Source organism: Streptomyces nogalater (assembly GCF_039532885.1).
Lineage (GTDB): Bacteria > Actinomycetota > Actinomycetes > Streptomycetales > Streptomycetaceae > Streptomyces > Streptomyces nogalater.
In genome coordinates this window covers 33,279-50,401 of the sequence record NZ_BAAASM010000019.1, presented here as the reverse complement: position 1 = coordinate 50,401, position 17,123 = coordinate 33,279, and the positions used below count along the sequence as shown (strand labels likewise).

Annotated in this window: 15 protein-coding genes; 6 read left to right on the top strand and 9 right to left on the bottom strand. The window is 72.9% G+C overall.

What is annotated here, in order from left to right; genetic code table 11:
* Positions 1-11 precede the first annotated feature (11 nt).
* From ABD350_RS15190 to mce, 5 genes are all read right to left on the bottom strand, one after another.
* The gene (locus ABD350_RS15190) at positions 12-893 is read right to left on the bottom strand and encodes an ABC transporter permease (RefSeq protein ID WP_344348594.1); all 882 of its coding nucleotides are present in this window, start codon (positions 891-893) and stop codon (positions 12-14) included.
* Complete coding sequence (locus tag ABD350_RS15185) at positions 890-2,335, bottom strand: ABC transporter ATP-binding protein (protein ID WP_344348592.1); 1,446 nt, start codon at positions 2,333-2,335, stop codon at positions 890-892. The genes ABD350_RS15190 and ABD350_RS15185 overlap by 4 nt, the downstream gene beginning before the upstream one ends.
* Before the next feature lie 400 nt (positions 2,336-2,735).
* The gene (locus ABD350_RS15180; protein ID WP_344348591.1) at positions 2,736-3,671 is read right to left on the bottom strand and encodes a coiled-coil domain-containing protein; all 936 of its coding nucleotides are present in this window, start codon (positions 3,669-3,671) and stop codon (positions 2,736-2,738) included.
* Positions 3,672-3,858: 187 nt separating this feature from the next.
* Positions 3,859-8,046 (bottom strand): polarized growth protein Scy, encoded by a 4,188-nt coding sequence (gene scy, locus ABD350_RS15175; RefSeq protein ID WP_344348590.1) that lies wholly within the window; start codon positions 8,044-8,046, stop codon positions 3,859-3,861.
* 229 nt (positions 8,047-8,275) lie between these two features.
* The gene (gene mce, locus ABD350_RS15170; protein WP_181797084.1) at positions 8,276-8,716 is read right to left on the bottom strand and encodes a methylmalonyl-CoA epimerase; all 441 of its coding nucleotides are present in this window, start codon (positions 8,714-8,716) and stop codon (positions 8,276-8,278) included.
* 150 nt (positions 8,717-8,866) lie between these two features.
* On the opposite strand from mce, the gene ABD350_RS15165 reads away from it, so the two are divergent.
* The 3 genes from ABD350_RS15165 to ABD350_RS15155 all read left to right on the top strand — a co-directional run bounded on the left by ABD350_RS15165 (position 8,867) and on the right by ABD350_RS15155 (position 12,441).
* Positions 8,867-10,066 carry an acetyl-CoA C-acetyltransferase gene (locus tag ABD350_RS15165; protein WP_344348589.1) on the top strand — a complete coding sequence of 400 codons (1,200 nt, stop codon included), beginning with the start codon at positions 8,867-8,869 and terminating at the stop codon, positions 10,064-10,066.
* Positions 10,067-10,116: 50 nt separating this feature from the next.
* Positions 10,117-11,073 (top strand): methylmalonyl Co-A mutase-associated GTPase MeaB, encoded by a 957-nt coding sequence (meaB, locus tag ABD350_RS15160; protein WP_344348588.1) that lies wholly within the window; start codon positions 10,117-10,119, stop codon positions 11,071-11,073.
* A 150-nt stretch (positions 11,074-11,223) separates the two neighbouring features.
* Complete coding sequence (locus ABD350_RS15155; RefSeq protein ID WP_344348587.1) at positions 11,224-12,441, top strand: MFS transporter; 1,218 nt, start codon at positions 11,224-11,226, stop codon at positions 12,439-12,441.
* 302 nt (positions 12,442-12,743) lie between these two features.
* On the opposite strand, the gene ABD350_RS15150 is transcribed toward ABD350_RS15155, so the two are convergent.
* The 4 genes from ABD350_RS15150 to ABD350_RS15135 form a co-directional block, all read right to left on the bottom strand.
* Positions 12,744-13,220, bottom strand: coding sequence for a MarR family winged helix-turn-helix transcriptional regulator (locus ABD350_RS15150; RefSeq protein WP_344348586.1), 477 nt, complete (start codon positions 13,218-13,220; stop codon positions 12,744-12,746).
* 91 nt (positions 13,221-13,311) lie between these two features.
* Complete coding sequence (locus ABD350_RS15145) at positions 13,312-14,121, bottom strand: AIM24 family protein (protein ID WP_344348585.1); 810 nt, start codon at positions 14,119-14,121, stop codon at positions 13,312-13,314.
* Positions 14,118-14,768 (bottom strand): AIM24 family protein, encoded by a 651-nt coding sequence (locus tag ABD350_RS15140; RefSeq protein ID WP_344348584.1) that lies wholly within the window; start codon positions 14,766-14,768, stop codon positions 14,118-14,120. The genes ABD350_RS15145 and ABD350_RS15140 overlap by 4 nt, the downstream gene beginning before the upstream one ends.
* Complete coding sequence (locus tag ABD350_RS15135; RefSeq protein ID WP_344348704.1) at positions 14,768-15,400, bottom strand: AIM24 family protein; 633 nt, start codon at positions 15,398-15,400, stop codon at positions 14,768-14,770. The genes ABD350_RS15140 and ABD350_RS15135 overlap by 1 nt, the downstream gene beginning before the upstream one ends.
* 180 nt (positions 15,401-15,580) lie before the next feature.
* On the opposite strand from ABD350_RS15135, the gene ABD350_RS15130 reads away from it, so the two are divergent.
* The 3 genes from ABD350_RS15130 to ABD350_RS15120 all read left to right on the top strand — a co-directional run bounded on the left by ABD350_RS15130 (position 15,581) and on the right by ABD350_RS15120 (position 17,122).
* Positions 15,581-15,931, top strand: coding sequence for a DUF3817 domain-containing protein (locus ABD350_RS15130; protein WP_344348583.1), 351 nt, complete (start codon positions 15,581-15,583; stop codon positions 15,929-15,931).
* The gene (locus ABD350_RS15125; RefSeq protein WP_344348582.1) at positions 15,928-16,221 is read left to right on the top strand and encodes an MTH1187 family thiamine-binding protein; all 294 of its coding nucleotides are present in this window, start codon (positions 15,928-15,930) and stop codon (positions 16,219-16,221) included. Before ABD350_RS15130 ends, ABD350_RS15125 begins: the two co-directional genes overlap by 4 nt.
* 148 nt (positions 16,222-16,369) lie before the next feature.
* Positions 16,370-17,122 (top strand): hypothetical protein, encoded by a 753-nt coding sequence (locus tag ABD350_RS15120; RefSeq protein WP_344348581.1) that lies wholly within the window; start codon positions 16,370-16,372, stop codon positions 17,120-17,122.
* Position 17,123: the final 1 nt, after the last annotated feature.

Here is a 17,123-nt window from a genome sequence, read left to right as displayed (position 1 = left end):
CGTCGTACGGCTCACACGTCCCGGCTCCGCAGCAGCGCGTACGTGCCCGCGTACACCGCCGCCGTCACGCCCAGAATGATCCACAGCGGGTCCCAGCCGGACGGGCCGGACTCGCTCAGGGAGTTGGCGTAGAAGACGCTCAGCTGGTTCGGGATGGAGTACTCGAACAGCCAGTCGCGCAGCTTCTCCATCGATTCCGCGACCATGAACATCGCGATCACCAGCGGGGCCAGCACGACGCCGATCATGATGGTGATGGCGCCCGCGGAGTGCCGGATCACCGAGCCGATGAGCAGCGAGAGCAGGCCGAGCAGCGCGATGTAGAGGCTGATGCCGACGGTGGCCTTGAACCACTCCGAGCCGCTCGGGGTGCGGGCACCGGCGCCCTCCAGCATGGACACCTGGACCATCGCCACGAAGGCGGACGCGGCCAGGGTGACCACGAAGGCGACCGTGAAGAACACGATCGACTTGGCGGCGAGCACCCGCGCCCGGCTGGGGCACGCGGTCATCGTCGTGCGGATCATGCCCGTGCCGTACTCCGAGGCCGTGGTCAGCACGCCGAGCGTGATGATGCAGATGGAGCCGAGGAGCAGGCCGAAGAAGCCGAACGCCAGCGGGTTCTCGCCCTCCAGGCTCGCGGCGTCGGAGTTGGCCTCGACCAGCGCGCCGGCGGCGAGACCGATGCCGACGACGAGCAGCACGAACACGCCGAGCGTCCACATCGTGGAGCGCACCGACCTGATCTTCGTCCACTCGGAGGCCAGCGCGTGCCCGAGGTGGGCGTTCACGACCGGGATGGGCGAGGTGTAACCGGCGTACGACCCACCAGGCGCCCGCCACTCGGGCGCGGCGGCCGGGGCCTGCGGCATCGGGGGCTGGGGGGTGCTCATCGGGCGTCCTCGGGCTGGGTCGTCGGGGCGGCGGAGACAGGGGCGGCGGGGGCGTCGGCCGGGCTCGTGGCCGGGGCCGCGCCGGGCGCGTCGGCCGGGGCCGGGGGAGCGGCGGCGGGCGCCTGCTGCGGCGCGGGCGGGGCCGCGGGAGCCTGCGGGGCGGCCGGCGCCTTCTTCGTCAGCAGCGTCGGCTGGTCCTGCGACACCGGGGCGGCGGAAGGAGCCGTGCCCGGCTGGGCCGGGGCCGCGGGCCGGGCCGGAGGGGCCGGCTGGGCGTACGGGTTGGCCGTCCCCGGCGCCTCACCCGTACCCGTACCCGTGCCCGCCGTCGTACCGGGAGCGCCGTACCCGTTGGCCGGGGCGCCCGGTCCGCCGCCGTACGGGCCGCCCGGAGACGTCCCGAAGGGCTGGCCGCCCTGCTGCGGCGGCGGTGGGGCGTACCAGCCGGGCTGGCCCTGGCCGGGGACCGGCATGGGCGGCTGGGCGCCGGGCGGCAGCGGCTGCTGGAGGCCCGCCTTCTGGTCGACGGTCGAGCGGTAGTCCACGGCGCCCTGGGTCATCCGCATGTACGCCTCCTCCAGCGAGGCCTGGTGCGGGGACAGCTCCCACAGCCGGACGCCCGCCTCGTGCGCGAGGTCGCTGATGCGGGGCAGCGGCAGCCCGGTCACCCGCAGCGCGCCGTCCTGCTCGGGCAGCACGTGCCCGCCCGCCTCGGCGAGCACCGAGCCGAGCTTCTCGCGCAGCTGCGGCTCGGTGTCGGGGGTGCGCACGCGCGCGAAGTCGGCGGAGTTCGCCGAGATGAAGTCCGTCACGCTCATGTCGGCGAGCAACTGCCCGCGCCCGATCACGATGAGGTGGTCGGCGGTCAGCGCCATCTCGCTCATCAGATGGGAGGAGACGAAGACCGTACGGCCCTCCGCGGCCAGCGCCTTCATCAGGTTGCGGACCCAGAGGATGCCCTCGGGGTCGAGGCCGTTGACCGGCTCGTCGAAGAGCAGCACCTGCGGGTCGCCGAGCAGCGCGGCGGCGATGCCGAGGCGCTGGCCCATGCCGAGCGAGAAGCCCTTGGAGCGCTTCTTCGCCACCTCCTGGAGACCGACCACGCCGAGCACCTCGTCCACGCGGCGGGCCGGGATGCCCGACAGCTGGGCGAGGCTCAGCAGGTGGTTGCGGGCGGACCGGCCGCCGTGCACGGCCTTGGCGTCGAGCAGCGCGCCGACCTGCCGGGGTGCGTTGGGCAGCTTGCGGTACGGATAACCGCCGATGGTGACCGACCCGGACGTGGGGTTGTCCAGCCCGAGGATCATCCGCATCGTCGTGGACTTGCCCGAGCCGTTCGGCCCGAGGAAGCCGGTCACGGCTCCTGGCCGCACCTGGAAGGAAAGGTTGTACACGGCGGTCTTGTCGCCGTAGCGCTTGGTCAGGCCGACAGCCTCGATCATGCTCCGCACCCATCGAAAAGGTTCAGGAAGGCGGGGCACACGCCCCCGTAAGGGTTAGGAGGATATCCAGGCGCTGACGGTTCCGCCCAAGAGAGAGTAAAGCCGGAGCGCCGGGGATCACCGGGCGTCCCGACACCTGAGAAGGACGCGGCCGCCCGTCGGGCGCGGCGATCACCCGCGGGAGCTGCATCCCCGGCCCGGGGGCCGCGTCGGCCGGGACAGCCCCCGTCAGGCCCGTCGCATGGTCACGCCAGGACGGGCCCTCTCGACCACGGGGGCGGGGGGAGCAGCGGGGAGCGGCGGGGAGCGGCGAACCACCCCGGCGCCGATCGCGTCGGCGAACGGTGAAGGGGCGGCGGGACCGGCCGCGCCGCCCCTTCACCACGCCGGTGTCGTACGACTACCGGGACTGCTGCGCCGGAACGCTCCGGGAGGCCGGCTCGTCGTCGCTGGACGTGCCGGCCGCGGCCACCGCGGCGCCGGTCAGCGTGGCCAGCATCTCGCGGACGTTCGTCAGCTGGGCGTTGATGCTGTCGCGGCGGTTGGTGAGCGCCGCCAGCTCCCGCTCGGACTCCGAACGGATCCGGTCCGCCTTGGCGTTGGCGTCGGCCACGATGTCCTCGGCCTGCCGCTGGGCGGTCTCCACCGTCTGACGGGCCCGGCGCTCGGCGTCGGTGCGCAGCTTCTCCGCCTCCAGGCGCAGCTGCTCCGCCCGGTGCTCGATCTCGGCGAGCCGCTTCTCCGCCTTCTGCTGGCGCGAGGCCAGGTCCCGCTCGGACTGCTCGCGCCGCTTGGCCAGGTTGGTCTCGAAGTCGGCGGCGGCCTGCGCGGCCTTGGCGCGGGTCTCCTCGAAGAGGGCCTCCGCCTCCTCCCGCTTGGACTGCGCGTCCTTCTGCGCCTCGGCACGCAGCTGGGCCGCGTCGGCCTTGGCCTTCTCGACGATCCGGACGCCCTCGTCCTCGGCCTTGGCCTGGCGCTCGGCCGCGTACGCCTCGGCGTCGTTGCGGACCTGCTGGGCCGCCGACTCGGCGAGGTCGCGGTGCTGCTCGGCCGCCCGCCGGGCCTCCTCACGCAGCTCCTTGGCCTCTTCCTCGGCCAGCCGCAGGATCTTCTCGACTCGCGCGCCGAGACCCGCGTACGACGGCTCGGCGTCGGTGATCTGGGCCTGGGCGTTCTGCGTTTCGAGGTGCAACTCCTCGATGCGCTTCTCCAGGGCGGTGATCCGGGCGAGAGCGCTGTCACGGTCGGAGACGAGCTTGGAGATACGTTCGTCCACCTGAGCGCGGTCGTATCCACGCCGCACAAGCTCGAAGCCGTAGGGGGAAGTGTCGCTCATGGGGTTCCTGTCGAATGAGACCGGTGAGTGAGGTGATAAAAGGAATCCTAGGGGCCGCAGCGGTGTGTCATCGAGTGGATACGGTTTTGATCCGGAGAACGGCACCTCTTTTGGGTGGCCGGCCGACGGACGGCTTGCCAAGGAGTAGGGCAAAGCCCCCAGAAAACACCGGAACGCCCCCTGTCCGCTAGCTCTGTGACGTCTTGCCACCCGATCGGGGGGCGCCCACGGTGGCGCCCGCCTTGACCCCGCCGTCCTTGCCGGACGCGGGCGCCTCGAAGGACTCCAGCGCCTCCAGGACGTCCTGCACCCGGGAGATCTCGGCGTTGATGTCCTCGCGCCGGCGCATCAGGATCTCCAGCTCCCGCTTGCCCTCGTCGACGGTGCGCCGCGCCTCGCGGATCGCCTCCGCCTTGAGCTCCTCGGCCTCCTCCACCGTACGCCGGGCGTCGCGGACCGCCTGAGCCTTCAGCTCCTCGGCCTCCTTCACCAGGCGGGCCTTCTTCTGCTCGGCCTCCTTGAGCAGACCCTCCGCCTTCTTCACCGCGGCGATGCGCACCTTGCCCGCCTCGGAGTCGGCCTCCGAGACCAGCTCCTTGGCCTTCGCCTCGGCCTTCGCCAACTGCTCCTCGGCGGCCTTGATGAGCGCGTCGCAGCGGTCGCCGGTGGACTTCATCGTCTCGGCGGCCTCGCGGCGGGCCCGCTCGTGCAACTCCTCGATCTCGGTGGTGACGCGGCTGCGCAGCTCCTCCGCGCGCTCCCTTATCGCGGTGGCGTCCCGGCGCGCGCCGACCAGCAGCTCGTCGGCGTCCGTACGGGCCTTCTCCACCAGCGAGTTGCCCTCGATGGTCGCCTCGGCGACGATCCGCTCGGCCTCGCTGCGGGCCGCGCCCACCATCGTGTCGGCCTGCGACTCGGCGTCCGCCGTGGTCTTCAGGGCCTGCGCCTGCGCCTCGGCGAGCAGCTTGTCGGCCTCCGCCGTGGTCTCCGTGATGAGCTTGTCGACCTGCTCCGCCGCCTCCGAACGCCGCTTGTTGGCGTCCTTGCGGGCCTCGTCCAGGGTCCGCTCGGCCTCCGCCCGCGCGGAGTTGACGAGCCGTTCGGCCTCGGCCTCGGCGTCCGCCTTCGTCCGCTCGGCCTCCGCCCGCACCCGCTTGGCGTGCGCCTGCGCGGAACCGACCTGCTCGGCGGCCTCCGCCCGCAGCCGCTCGGCGTCGCCCGTGGCATCCCCGATCAGCTGCTCGGCGTTCGCGACGGCCTCCGTGCGCACCCGGTCCGCCTCGGCCAGCGCCTCCGTGCGCACCCGCTCGGCTTCGGCGGCGGTCTCCGTCTGGAGGCGTTCGGCCTCCTTGCGGGCCTCGGTGATGAGGGTGTCGGCCTGGGCGGCGGCGTCGGAGCGGATGCGGTTGGCGTCCTCGCGGGCGTCCGCCCGGGTACGCGTCGCCGCCTCGTTCGCCTCGGTGAGCGTCTGCGACGCCTCCGTGCGGATCCGCTCGGCCTCCGCGGCGGTCTCGCTCCGCAGCCGCTCGGCCTCCGTGACCGCCTCGGTGCGCACCCGTTCGGCTTCGGCGGCGGTCTCCGTCTGGAGGCGTTCGGCCTCCTTGCGGGCCTCGGTGATGAGGGTGTCGGCCTGGGCGGCGGCGTCGGAGCGGATGCGGTTGGCGTCCTCGCGGGCGTCCGCCCGGGTACGGGCCGCCGCCTGGTCCGCCTCGGCGAGCGCGTCCGACGCCTCGGTGCGCACCCGCTGCGCGTACTCGCCCGCGTCCGCGCGCAGCCGCTCGGCCTCGGCGATCGCCTCCGCCGTCGTCCGCTCGGCCAGCGCCTTGGCGGCCTCCGACTCCTCGTGCGCCTCGCGCCGGATCCGGGCGGCGTCCTCGCCGGCCCGCTCCCGCTCGGCGTAGGCGTCGGTGCGGACCCGGTCCGCCTCCTCCTCGGCCTCCCGCCGGGTACGGTCCGCCGCGTGCTCGGCGGCCGAGCGCAGCCCGGCGATCTCCTCCTGCGCCTGCTCGTGCAGCCCGGCGACGGAGTCCCGGACCTGCTGGGCGTGCTGCTCGGCGGCGGCGACCATCTCGCCGGCCCGCCGGTCGGCCTCCTCCACCAGCCGGGTGGCCTCGGCCTGCGCCTCCTCGACCCGCTTGCGGGCGGCGGCCAGCAGCTCCTCGCTCTGCTCGCGGGCCCGCTGCCGCTCCTGGCCGGCCTCCTCGCGGGCGGCACCGAGGAGCTCCTCGGCCTCGCGGCGGCGCCGGGCGGCCTCCTCCTGCGCGGCGGCCAGCGTCTCGGACGCCTCGGCGCCCAGCCGCTCGGCGGCGGCCTGCGCCTCCGCGCGCACCCGGTCGGCGGTGTCCTGCGCCTCCGCCTTCAGCCGCTCGGCCTCCGCGGCGGCCTCCGACCGCAGCCGTACGGCGATGGCCTCGCCCTCGGCGCGGGAGGCGGACGCGTCGGAGGCGGCCTCGGTACGCAGCCGCTCGGCCTCGGCCTCGGCCTGCTGCTGGAGCGCCCGGATCCGCTCGGCGGACTCCGCGCGCAGCCGCTCGCTCTCCTCGGCGGTCTCCCGGCGGACCCGGGCGGCCTCCTCGCGGGCCTCGGTCAGCGCCTGTTCGGCCGACGCCAGCCGCTCCTGCGCCTCCGCCTGCAGCCGGGCGAGCTCCTCGGCGGTCTCCGCACGGCGGGCCTCGACGGCCTTCTCGGTCTCCTCGCGCAGCTCCCGCGCGGCCTTCTCGGCGTCCGCCCGGGCCGTCTCGGCCTGCTCGGCGGCCTCGGCGCGCAGCCGCTCGGCCTCCTCGCGGGCGCGCTCCAGGGCCTCCTCGGCCTGCCGGCGCAGCGCGGTGGCGCGCTCGGCGGCCTCGGCGCGGACCTTCTCGCTGTCGGCCGTCGCGGTCTGCCGCAGCTCCTCGGCGTCCGCCTTGGCCTTGCCCAGCAGCTCCTCGGCGGACTTGGCCGCCTCCTCGATCTTGGCGACGGCCTCGCGGCGGGCCTCGGCACGGATCGACTCGCCCTCGGCGACCGCGTCGGCGCGCAGCTGCTCGGCCTCGCCGCGCAGCCGGCGGGCCTCCTCCTGGAGCGCGACCGTCTTGGCCCGGTACTCCTTGGTGTCGTCCTTGGCCGCGCCCTTGAGCTGCTCGGCGATGTCGTGCGCCTCGGCGCGCAGCCGGTCCGCCTCCGCCTCGGCCTCCGAACGGATCCGCTCGGCCTCCTCGGCGGCGGCCCGGGTGGTCTTCCGGGCGTCCTCCGACGCCTTGTCGAGCACGTCCTCGGCGGTCTTGGCCGCCTTGGACAGCTGGGTGGCCGTCTCCTCGGCGGTGATCGTGCGGGCCTTCTCGGCGGCCTCGGCGACCATCTTCTCGGCCTCGGCGCGGGCGTCCGCGACCAGCTGCTCGGCCTCGGACCGGGTGTGCTCGGCCTCCTTGGTGGCCTCCTCGACCAGCCTGGCGACCTGCTCCTTGGCGGTGCGCGTGCGCGTCTCGTTGGCGGCCTCGGCGCTCGCCAGGGCCTTGGCGGCGGCCTCCTTCGCCTCGGTGACCACCTTCTCGGCCTCGGCCTGCGCCTTGCGCAGCGCCTCCTCGGCCGCCGCCATCCGCTCCTCGGCGGCCCGGCTCAGCTCGGCGGCCTGCCGGCGGGCCGCGTCCGACTCGGTGACCGTGGTGGTGCGCAGCCGCTCGGCGTGCTCGGTGGCCTCCTGCGCCTGCGTGGAGGCCGCGTTCAGCAGCCGCTCGGCGTCCGCGCGGGCCCGGCGCAGGATCTGGTCGGCCTCGGCGCGGGCCGATTCGGCCTCGTCGCGCAGCCGCTCCCGGGCCTCCCGGGTCAGCCGCTCGGCCTCCGCGCGGGCGGCGGCCATCGCCTGCTCGGCCTCCGCGCGGGACTCCTCCAGCAGCCGGCGGGCCTGCTGCTCGGTGCGGGCGCGCAACTGCTCCGCCCACGCCACGTTCTCGTTGACGTGCGACTCGACGGTGGCGCGGCGCTCGGCCAGCTCCTGGTCGAGCTGCTGGCGCCGGGTCACGGCCTCCTGGTGCAGCTCCGCCTGGAGCCGGGCGGCCTGTTCGGCGTGCTCCTGGAGGATGCGCTGGGTCTGCGCGCGGGCCTGGCTCAGCTCCCGCTCGGCGTCCTGGCGCAGCTGCTCGGCCTGCATCTGGGCGTTACGGAGCAACTGCTCGGCCTGGTAACCGATGTCACCGCCGTCGTAGGCGGGCCGGGTCATGAGGGTGCGGCGCGCCTCGTGCAGCTTGGCGCGCAGCACCTCGACCTGGTAGCCGAGGTCCTCGGCGTGCTGGATCGCCTTCTCCCGCTCGGTCCTCAGCCGCTTCATCTCGGCCTCGAACCGAGAGAGGTGGTCGACGTCAGCCGCCGGCTCTCGCTCCTGGCTCTCGTAGCCCCGCACTGCGCGGTCCCATCCGTCCCCTGGTCAGCTTCTCCAACGAGCTCCGTCCATCCGCCGGACGGGGCCCCCGGGGAAGGGTGTCGGACAGACGGCGGAGCACGGGCTGCTGCCCCGACGCTCGTCCCCCGAAACCCGGACCCCGGCTCGGTCCCGCCGGCAACGGCAGGACCCGGTCGCCCCGGTTGACGGGACGACCGCCCCCAACCCTACCGGCCCTTATGTACGGGGGTCAGTGCTCAGGCGACTCAACAGGGGCCGAAGTGACCAGTTCTGTGAGGACGCCATGGCAGTCCTTGGGGTGCAGGAAGGTGATCCGCGAGCCCATGGAGCCGCGCCGGGGCTCGTCGTAGAGCACCCGCACGCCCTTGCCCCGGATCTCCTCGGAGTCGGCGTCCACGTCCGCGGTACCGAAGGCGATGTGGTGGACGCCCTCCCCGTTCTTCGCGAGCCACTTGGCGACCGTGGAGTCCTCGCGGACCGGTTCCAGCAGCTGGAGGTAGGAGGCGCCGCCGTCGGAGGTGCCGTTGATCCTGAGCATGGCCTCGCGCACGCCCTGCTCCTCGTTGACCTCGGTGTGGAACACCTCGAAGCCGTACGTGGCCCGGTAGAACTCGACGGTCGCGTCGAGGTCGTGGCAGGCGATCCCGATGTGGTCGATTCGCGTCAGCATGGATTCAGTGCAGCGCTCGGCGGGGTGGTTACGCAACGTGCGCGCGATCACACCGACAGGCCGGTGACGGCGTGTCCAACCGCTCAGTACATTCGAAGTAAACCCTCGTTCACTCCTCGGCTGCACGCAGCTGGAAGGGGATCGCACCTCATGTCTTCTGGAACGACCAGCTCGGTGATCGTCGCGGGCGCCCGGACGCCCATGGGGCGGCTGCTGGGCTCCCTGAAGTCCTTCTCCGGAGCCGACCTCGGCGGCTTCGCGATCAAGGCCGCCCTCGACCGTGCGGGGATCGGCGGCGACCAGGTGCAGTACGTGATCATGGGCCAGGTGCTCCAGGCCGGCGCGGGCCAGATCCCGGCCCGCCAGGCCGCCGTCAAGGCCGGCATCCCGATGAACGTCCCGGCGCTCACCGTCAACAAGGTGTGCCTCTCCGGCCTCGACGCCATCGCCCTCGCGGACCAGCTGATCCGCGCCGGCGAGTTCGACATCGTCGTGGCGGGCGGCCAGGAGTCCATGTCCAACGCCCCGCACCTGCTGCCGGGCTCCCGCGAGGGCTACAAGTACGGCGCGGTCCAGATGCTCGACGCGATGGCCTACGACGGCCTGACCGACCCGTGGGAGAACATCCCGATGGGCGAGTCCACCGAGAAGCACAACACCCGCCTCGGCATCAAGCGCCCCGAGCAGGACGAGATCGCCGCCCTGTCCCACCAGCGGGCCGCCGCCGCCCAGAAGAACGGCCTGTTCGAGGCCGAGATCACCCCGGTGGAGATCCCGCAGCGCAAGGGCGACCCGGTGCTGTTCAGCAAGGACGAGGGCATCCGCGGCGACACCACCGTGGAGTCCCTGGCCCGGCTGCGCCCGGCCTTCACCAAGGACGGCACGATCACCGCCGGCTCCTCCTCGCAGATCTCCGACGGCGCCGCCGCCGTGGTCGTGATGAGCAAGGCCAAGGCCGAGGAGCTGGGCCTTCAGTGGCTCGCCGAGATCGGCGCGCACGGCAATGTGGCCGGCCCCGACAACTCCCTCCAGTCGCAGCCGTCCAACGCCATCCGGCACGCGCTGAGGAAGGAGGGCCTGGACGTCACCGACCTGGACCTCATCGAGATCAACGAGGCGTTCGCCGCGGTCGCCGCGCAGTCAATGAAGGACCTCGGCGTGTCCACGGAAAAGGTGAACGTCAACGGCGGCGCGATCGCGCTGGGCCACCCGATCGGCATGTCCGGCGCCCGTCTCGTGCTGCACTTGGCGCTGGAGCTCAAGCGCCGGGGCGGCGGGATCGGCGCGGCCGCGCTGTGCGGTGGCGGCGGCCAGGGCGACGCCCTGATCGTGCGGGTGCCGAAGGCCTGAGACCCCGTAGGTGACGATTCCGGTACGTCGGTGAAGTGAACGGAGCTGTGATGCAGGACGTCTCCTCTCTGGTGGCCCAGGCCAGGGAAGGCCGGCCGCGGGCCGTGGCCCGGCTGATCTCCCTGGTGGAGGGGGCGTCACCGCAGCTGAGGGAGGTCATGGCGGCACTGGCGCCGCTGACCGGCAACGCCTATGTGGTGGGCCTGACCGGCTCGCCCGGCGTCGGCAAGTCGACCTCCACCTCCGCGCTGGTCACCGCCTACCGCAAACAGGGCAGGAGGGTCGGCGTCCTGGCCGTCGACCCGTCCTCCCCGTTCTCCGGCGGCGCCCTGCTCGGCGACCGGGTCCGGATGTCCGACCACGCCTCCGACCCCGGTGTCTACATCCGCTCGATGGCCACCCGCGGCCACCTCGGCGGGCTGGCCTGGGCCGCCCCGCAGGCCATCCGGGTGCTGGACGCGGCGGGCTGCGACGTGATCCTGGTCGAGACGGTCGGCGTCGGCCAGTCGGAGGTCGAGATCGCCTCCCAGGCCGACACCAGCGTGGTGCTGCTCGCCCCGGGCATGGGCGACGGCATCCAGGCGGCGAAGGCCGGGATTCTGGAGATCGGCGACGTCTACGTGGTCAACAAGGCCGACCGGGACGGCGCCGACGCCACCGCCCGCGAACTGAACCACATGCTGGGCCTGGGCGAGGCCCGCGGCCCCGGCGACTGGCGCCCGCCCATCGTCAAGACGGTCGCGGCCCGCGCCGAGGGCGTCGACGAGGTCGTGGAGGCCCTGGAGAAGCACCGGGCCTGGATGGAGGAGCGGGGCGTCCTCGCCGAGCGCCGCAAGGCCCGCGCGGCCCGCGAGGTGGAGACCATCGCCGTCACCGCGCTGCGCGAACGCATCGGCGACCTGCACGGCGACCGCCGGCTCGGCGCCCTCGCCGAACGCATCGTCGCCGGCGAACTGGACCCCTACCGCGCGGCGGACCAACTGGTCGCGGGGCTGACCCAGGGCTGAACCCTTTCCGGTCCGGTGATCACACTGCTACCGTGACCGGCATGCAGTTCCTCCTCATGGCGTAGGGCACACCCGGCAGACGGGGCCGCGGAAAGCGGTCACCGCGCCCTCAGGTGTCCCCTTCTTCCGCCTCTCCAGAGGAACTTCCGCGTGTCCACGCCCCTGCCGCGGCCCTCGTACGCCGCCGTCCTGCGCGTGCCCCAGGCCCGCCGCACCTTCACCGCCGCCCTGACGGCCCGTCTGTCCTACGCCACGGTCGGCATGGCGGTGCCGCTGTCCGTCACCGCCGCCACCGGCTCCTGGGCCGTCTCCGGTGTCGTACTGTCCCTGTTCGGCGCCGCCACGGTCTTCCTGATGCCGCTGCGCGCCGCCCTGGTCGACCGTCACGGCCCGCGCCGGGCCCTGCTGCCCATGTCGGTGCTGTACGGCGCCCTGCTGGCCCTCCTGGCCGCGCTGACCTGGCGTCCGGGCGCACCCGCCGCGGCCGTCGCCGGCACGGCCGCGCTCGCGGGCTGCTGCGCGCCGCCGCTGGGACCGGCCATGCGCGCCCTGTGGTCCGCGCTGATGCCCGACGAGGGCATGGCGCGGCGCGCCTACAGCCTCGACGCCGTCGCCGAGGAACTGCTCTACGTCTCCGGTCCGGCGCTGGTCGGCGCGCTGCTGGGAGTGGCCCCGGCGGCCGCCGGGATCCTGCTGAGCGCGGCCCTGAACGTGGCCGGCACCTGTGCCTTCGTCACCTCCCCGGCGCTGCCCGGTCCGCGCCCCGCCACCCGCCGCCGACGGCCCGTCCCGGTGCGGGGCCTGCTGCCGGCGGTCGTGGCCGCGCTGGGTCTCGGGCTGGCCATCAGCGCCGTGGAACTGCTGGTGCTGGCCTTCGCCGCGGCGCGCTCCTCCGACACCGCGCTGGTCCCCTGGGTCCTGGGCGCTCTCTCGGCGGGCAGCGCGCTCGGCGGGCTCGCGGCCGGGGCGGTGCGCTGGCGTGCGCCCGCCCGGGCCCGGCTGTGCGGGTTCACCGCGGCCTTCGGAGTGGTGCTGGCGGTGGCGGGGCTGGCCCCCGGCCTGTGGGTCCTGTCCGGCGTGCTGGCCCTCGCGGGCGCGTTCATCGCGCCGGCGCTGACGACCGCGTATCTGCTGGCCGACGAGACGGCGACGCAGGAGACCCGGATCCGGGCCGGGGCCTGGGTGAACACCGGGGTGAACGCCGGGAGTTCGGCCGGGGCGCTGGCGGCCGGACTGCTGATCGACCGCCTCCCCCTGCCCCTGTGCTTCGCCCTGGCGGGCGCCACCGCCCTGACCACGGCCTTGGCAGCCGCCAGACGTACGCCCAGGCCGAAGCGGGCGACGGCGGCGCTCGCTGAGCACGGCTGAGCGGGGGCGCTGCCGTCGTGCGATCCCTGCCCCGCACGGTGAGCGCCGGTTCGCCCGGCGGCCGGGTCCGGCCTGCCGGGTGAGCGCCGGTGGAGCGGGCCCGCTTCCGCCCGGTAGCAGGGTCCCGCCTGGTGAGCGACGGTGAGTGGCCCGTCCGCGTCCGGTGGGCGTCGACGGGTGACCCGGCCTCACAGGCGGGTGCCGCTGGGTGAACCGGCCCCCGCGAGGGCCCTCCGCACCACGTGCCCCTGGCCGGGTGGGCGCCGGTTACCGCTCCGCGCCCGGCCGGACCCGCCGGCTGCTCAGGGGCGCCCTCGCTGTCCTCTCAGGTGCTCGGCGACCGGCTTGAGCGCCTTGTCCAGTTCCATCAGCGCGTCCGGCGACAGCAGATCGATGAAGTGCCGGCGCACCGATGCCACGTGATGGGGGGCGACCTTCCGCATCGTCTCCATGCCGTGGTCCGTGAGCACGGCGTACAGCCCCCGCCGGTCCGTGTCGCAGTTCTCGCGCCGTACCAGGTTGGCGTTCTCCATGCGCGTGATCTGGTGCGAGAGCCGGCTCTTGGACTGGAGGGTCGCGGAGGCCAGGTCGCTCATCCGCATCCGTACGTCCTCCGACTCGGACAGGTTCACCAGGATCTCGTAGTCGTTCATTGTCAGGCCGAACGGCTGCAGATCCTTTTCGAGCTGGTACGTCAACAGCCTGTTGACCTCCAGGTGGGTGCGCCAGGCGCACTGCTCCGCATCGGTCAGCCAGCGCGTGGCCGTCTCGGTCTCCATGAATGAAGTCTACCTAAGAAGTTGAATGGCGAACTACTTCGGGTGGTGTGACGTGCGCACGCGTTCGACGTCACACTCCGCAGACTACCGCTCACAGCCCGAAGCGACGCTGGAGGTCTCCCAGCTGTCCGGGAAGGCGCGGTGCACCCGATGATTGCGGACCGTGTCCGCCCGGTGCCATTCCGCCACCTCCCGGAACGCCGGGATCGGGCGGAACCGCCCCCGTCGCCGCCTCGGCCATGAGCGTCTCGGTCGACTGCAGCAGGACCGTCCCCGCGCCGGCGAACTCGAACTGGTGCTCCTCCCCGGAGACCCCGCCCAAGCCCGTCATCGCACGTAGACCGCCCAGTACACCCGTCAGGTACCCATGGTCGTAGTGATGGCACGGGGACGGGCAGTCGGCCCACCCGACGAGCGCCTGCGGGTCCACCCGGAGGGGAGGTTCCACGAACACCACCGGACCGTTTGATGCGGCTACGAACTTTCCGGTTCCGATAAGGGTCAGAAATCCCGGGACGATCGACTGTTTGAGCGCGAGACTTGGCTGAAAAGCGAGCAGATTGCCCGCGCGAATGGTCAAGTTCCCGTCGTCCAGGTCGTAGGAGTTGACGTCGAACGCCCGGTCGGCCAGCAGCATCTTCCCGGAGCCCTCCGCCACGACCCAGTCGCTCGCGTGCAGTGGCGAATGAAACGACGTACGGACAAGCCGGTCGAGTCGCCCGTGCCCGATGCCGTTGAACTCGATCGTCCCGTAGTAGGCGATCATCTTCCCCTTCTGCAGGAACCACTGCCCGCCCTTCAGCTCCACGCAGAAGGTGTACGGGTTGACGTTGTCGTCGGCGGGCAGCGACAGCGGGTCGTACACGGCCGGCCCGGCGCCCGGGGTTCCGTAGGTGCTCACAGCTTCTCCTCCGAGGCCTGGACGTACACCGTGCCGTTGCCGCTCAGCTCCAGCTGGAAGGCCTCGCCGGAGCCGCGGCCCACCATCTCGCGCCAGCCGAGCGCGGTGGACAGCTTGTTGCGGATCTCGCCGTGGTGGGCGACGTACGCCTGCGGATCGACATGGACCGGGCGCCGCGGGGTGACCGGGACCTCGAAGACGCCGCCGTGCGCCATCACCGCGACCGAGCCGTGCCCCTGGAGCGTCGTCGTGAACAGCCCCTGCCCCGTGACCTGCCCGCGCACCAGGCCCATCACCCCGCCCTGGGCGCCCAGGAACATCGTGCCCTGCCGCAGGGTGCCCTCGAAGGCGAGCAGCCGGTCGGCCTCCACATAGAGCGTGTCCCCGGCGAGGGTGATCACATGGACGTGGTGGCCGCCGTGCCCGAAGAAGACCGTGCCGCTGCCCTCCACGGTCATCAGCGGGGTCGCCTCGCCGGCCACCCGGCGCCCGATCATGGACATCAGCCCGCCCTGGCCGCCCTGCACGTTGGGCGTGAAGGACACGTCCCCGCGATAGGCGAGCATCGCGCCGCGCTGGCTGAACAGCCGCTGCCCCGGCGCCACGGTCGCCTCCACCATCTTGGAGTTGATCTCCCGGAAGGTCATCACACGTCCCCCGCGATCGTGGTCCGCTCGCTCGGCTGCACGTACACCAGCCCGTCACCCTCGAAGCGGATCTGGAAGGCCTCGCCGCCGCCCTCCCCGAGGAACGTGCGGAACGTCACACCGGACTGGAAGGACTGCCGGACGTCACCCTGGTGGGCGACATAGGCGCCCGGGTCGACGGTCAGCGGGTACTGCGGGGTGACCCGGAGGACGACCGCCGGGCCGTCGGAGAGGATCGCCGCCTGTCCGTGACCCTCCACGGTCGTCGTGAACAGGCCGTTGCCCTGGGAGGCGCCGCGCACGCCGGTGAACGTCGTGCCCGTGCGCAGCCCCGCGTCCGTCACCAGCAGATTGCCCGCCTCGACGTAGAGCTTGTCCCCCTGGAGGGTGACCAGGTTGATCTCGGACGCCCGGTCCGCGAACCAGCACGTCCCCTGTCCTTTCACCTCCATCACCGTCATCTGCTCGCCGGTGAGCCGCCGGGTCACCATTCCCCGCAGCCCCTCACCGCCGCCGCTCAGCTTCTTGAAGGCCATCTCCCCGTCGTACGCGACCATCGAGCCGTTCTTCGCCTTCACGGCATCCCCGGTCATGTCGACGGCGAGCACCTTGCTGCCCTGGAGTCGGAACATCGCCACGCTGCGAAACTAGCGGCGGCGCGGGTGGGCGGAACAGGGCCCACGGGGGGAAACCCACCCTGAGCGGACCCCTGGGGGCGAGGTTTGCCACAATGGGGGAACGCTTGTGCGTGCGTTCACAAACCAGAGCGCGAACGACCGTGCCCTCAGCGCCCCTCCCACCGAAGGTGACCCGTGGACCTGAAGACTGCCTCCGCCATCCGCCGCCTCCGCCTGATCTCCGTGCCGGAGGGTATCTCCTGGATCGTTCTCGCGGCCTGCACGATCATCAAGTACACGGTCGCCTCCGGCGTCGACGTCGCCCCGGTGCTCGGCCCGATCCACGGGGTGCTGTTCGTCCTCTATGTGCTCTTCTGGGCGGACGCCTGGAACCGAGCCAAGTGGAACAAGGGCAAGGCGGCTCTCTACTTCGCGTACTCGATCATCCCCGGCGGCGGCTTCGTCATCGAGCGCAAGCTGCGCCGCGAGGCCGAGGACGCCGTCATCGCCGCCCGCGCCCGCAAGGAAGGAGTCGTGAACGCATGATCGTCGCCTTCTCCGTGACGCCCCTCGGTGTGGGCGAGGACGTGGGGGAGTACGTCGCCGACGCCGTGCGCGTGGTCCGCGCGTCGGGCCTGCCCCACCGCACCGACGCCATGTTCACCTCGATCGAGGGCGAGTGGGACGAGGTCATGGACGTCGTCAAGCGCGCCGTCGCCGCCGTGGAGGCCCGCGCCCCGCGCGTGTCACTCGTCCTCAAGGCCGACATCCGCCCCGGGGTGACCGACGGGCTCACCAGCAAGGTGGAGACCGTCGAACGCCACCTCGCCCGGTAGGCGCGCCCTCTTCCCCGCGCGAGAACCCCGGTCCGTCTGGGCCGGGGTTTTCCCGTCCCTCATGTTTGAGCGACGCTCAAAGAGGTGTACGTTCAGCGTCAGATGATTTGAGCAGTCGCTCAAACACGGTGCTCACGTGGGGGAACACATGGGTCTCTACATAGAGACGCACATCCGCGCCGACCTCGACGAACTGTGGGCGCGCACCCAGGACCCCGCCCGGCACCAGCGCTGGGACCTGCGCTTCACCGAGATCGACTACCTCCCGCGCGCGGAAGGCGAACCGCAGCGCTTCCGCTACGCCACGCGCGTGCTGCCGTTCCTCACCGTCTCCGGCACCGGCGTCGCCGCCGGCGAGAAGGAACGCGCCGACGGCACCCGCACCTCCGCCCTGCGCTTCGCCTCCGCGCACCCCCTCTCCCTCATCGCCGACGGCGGCGGCTACTGGCGCTACGTGCCCGACGCCCACGGCGTCCGCTTCCTCACCGGCTACGACTACCGCCCGCGCTGGGGCCCCCTCGGCGCCCTCGCCGACCGCCTGCTGTTCCGCCCGCTCATGGGGTGGGCGACCGCCTGGTCCTTCGACCGGCTCCGGCTCTGGCTGGAGCGGGGCATCACCCCCGAACGGGCCCTTCGCAACTGGCTCGCCGAACTCGCCGTCCGGGCCCTCGTCCTCGCCCTCTGCCTGACCGTGCTCGGCCACGGCCCGCCCCCCGGCCTGCCCGGCCCCCTCACCGACGCGACGGCCTACCTGTGCCCGCTGCTGCTCGTACTCGGCGTCTTCCTCGCCCTGTTCAAGGCACCGCTCGCCGGCACCCCGGCCGCCCGCCGCTGCCTGCGCGCCCCCGCCACCCGCGTCCGCGCCCCCCGCCTGCCGAAGACGCTGGACAAGCATGGATGAC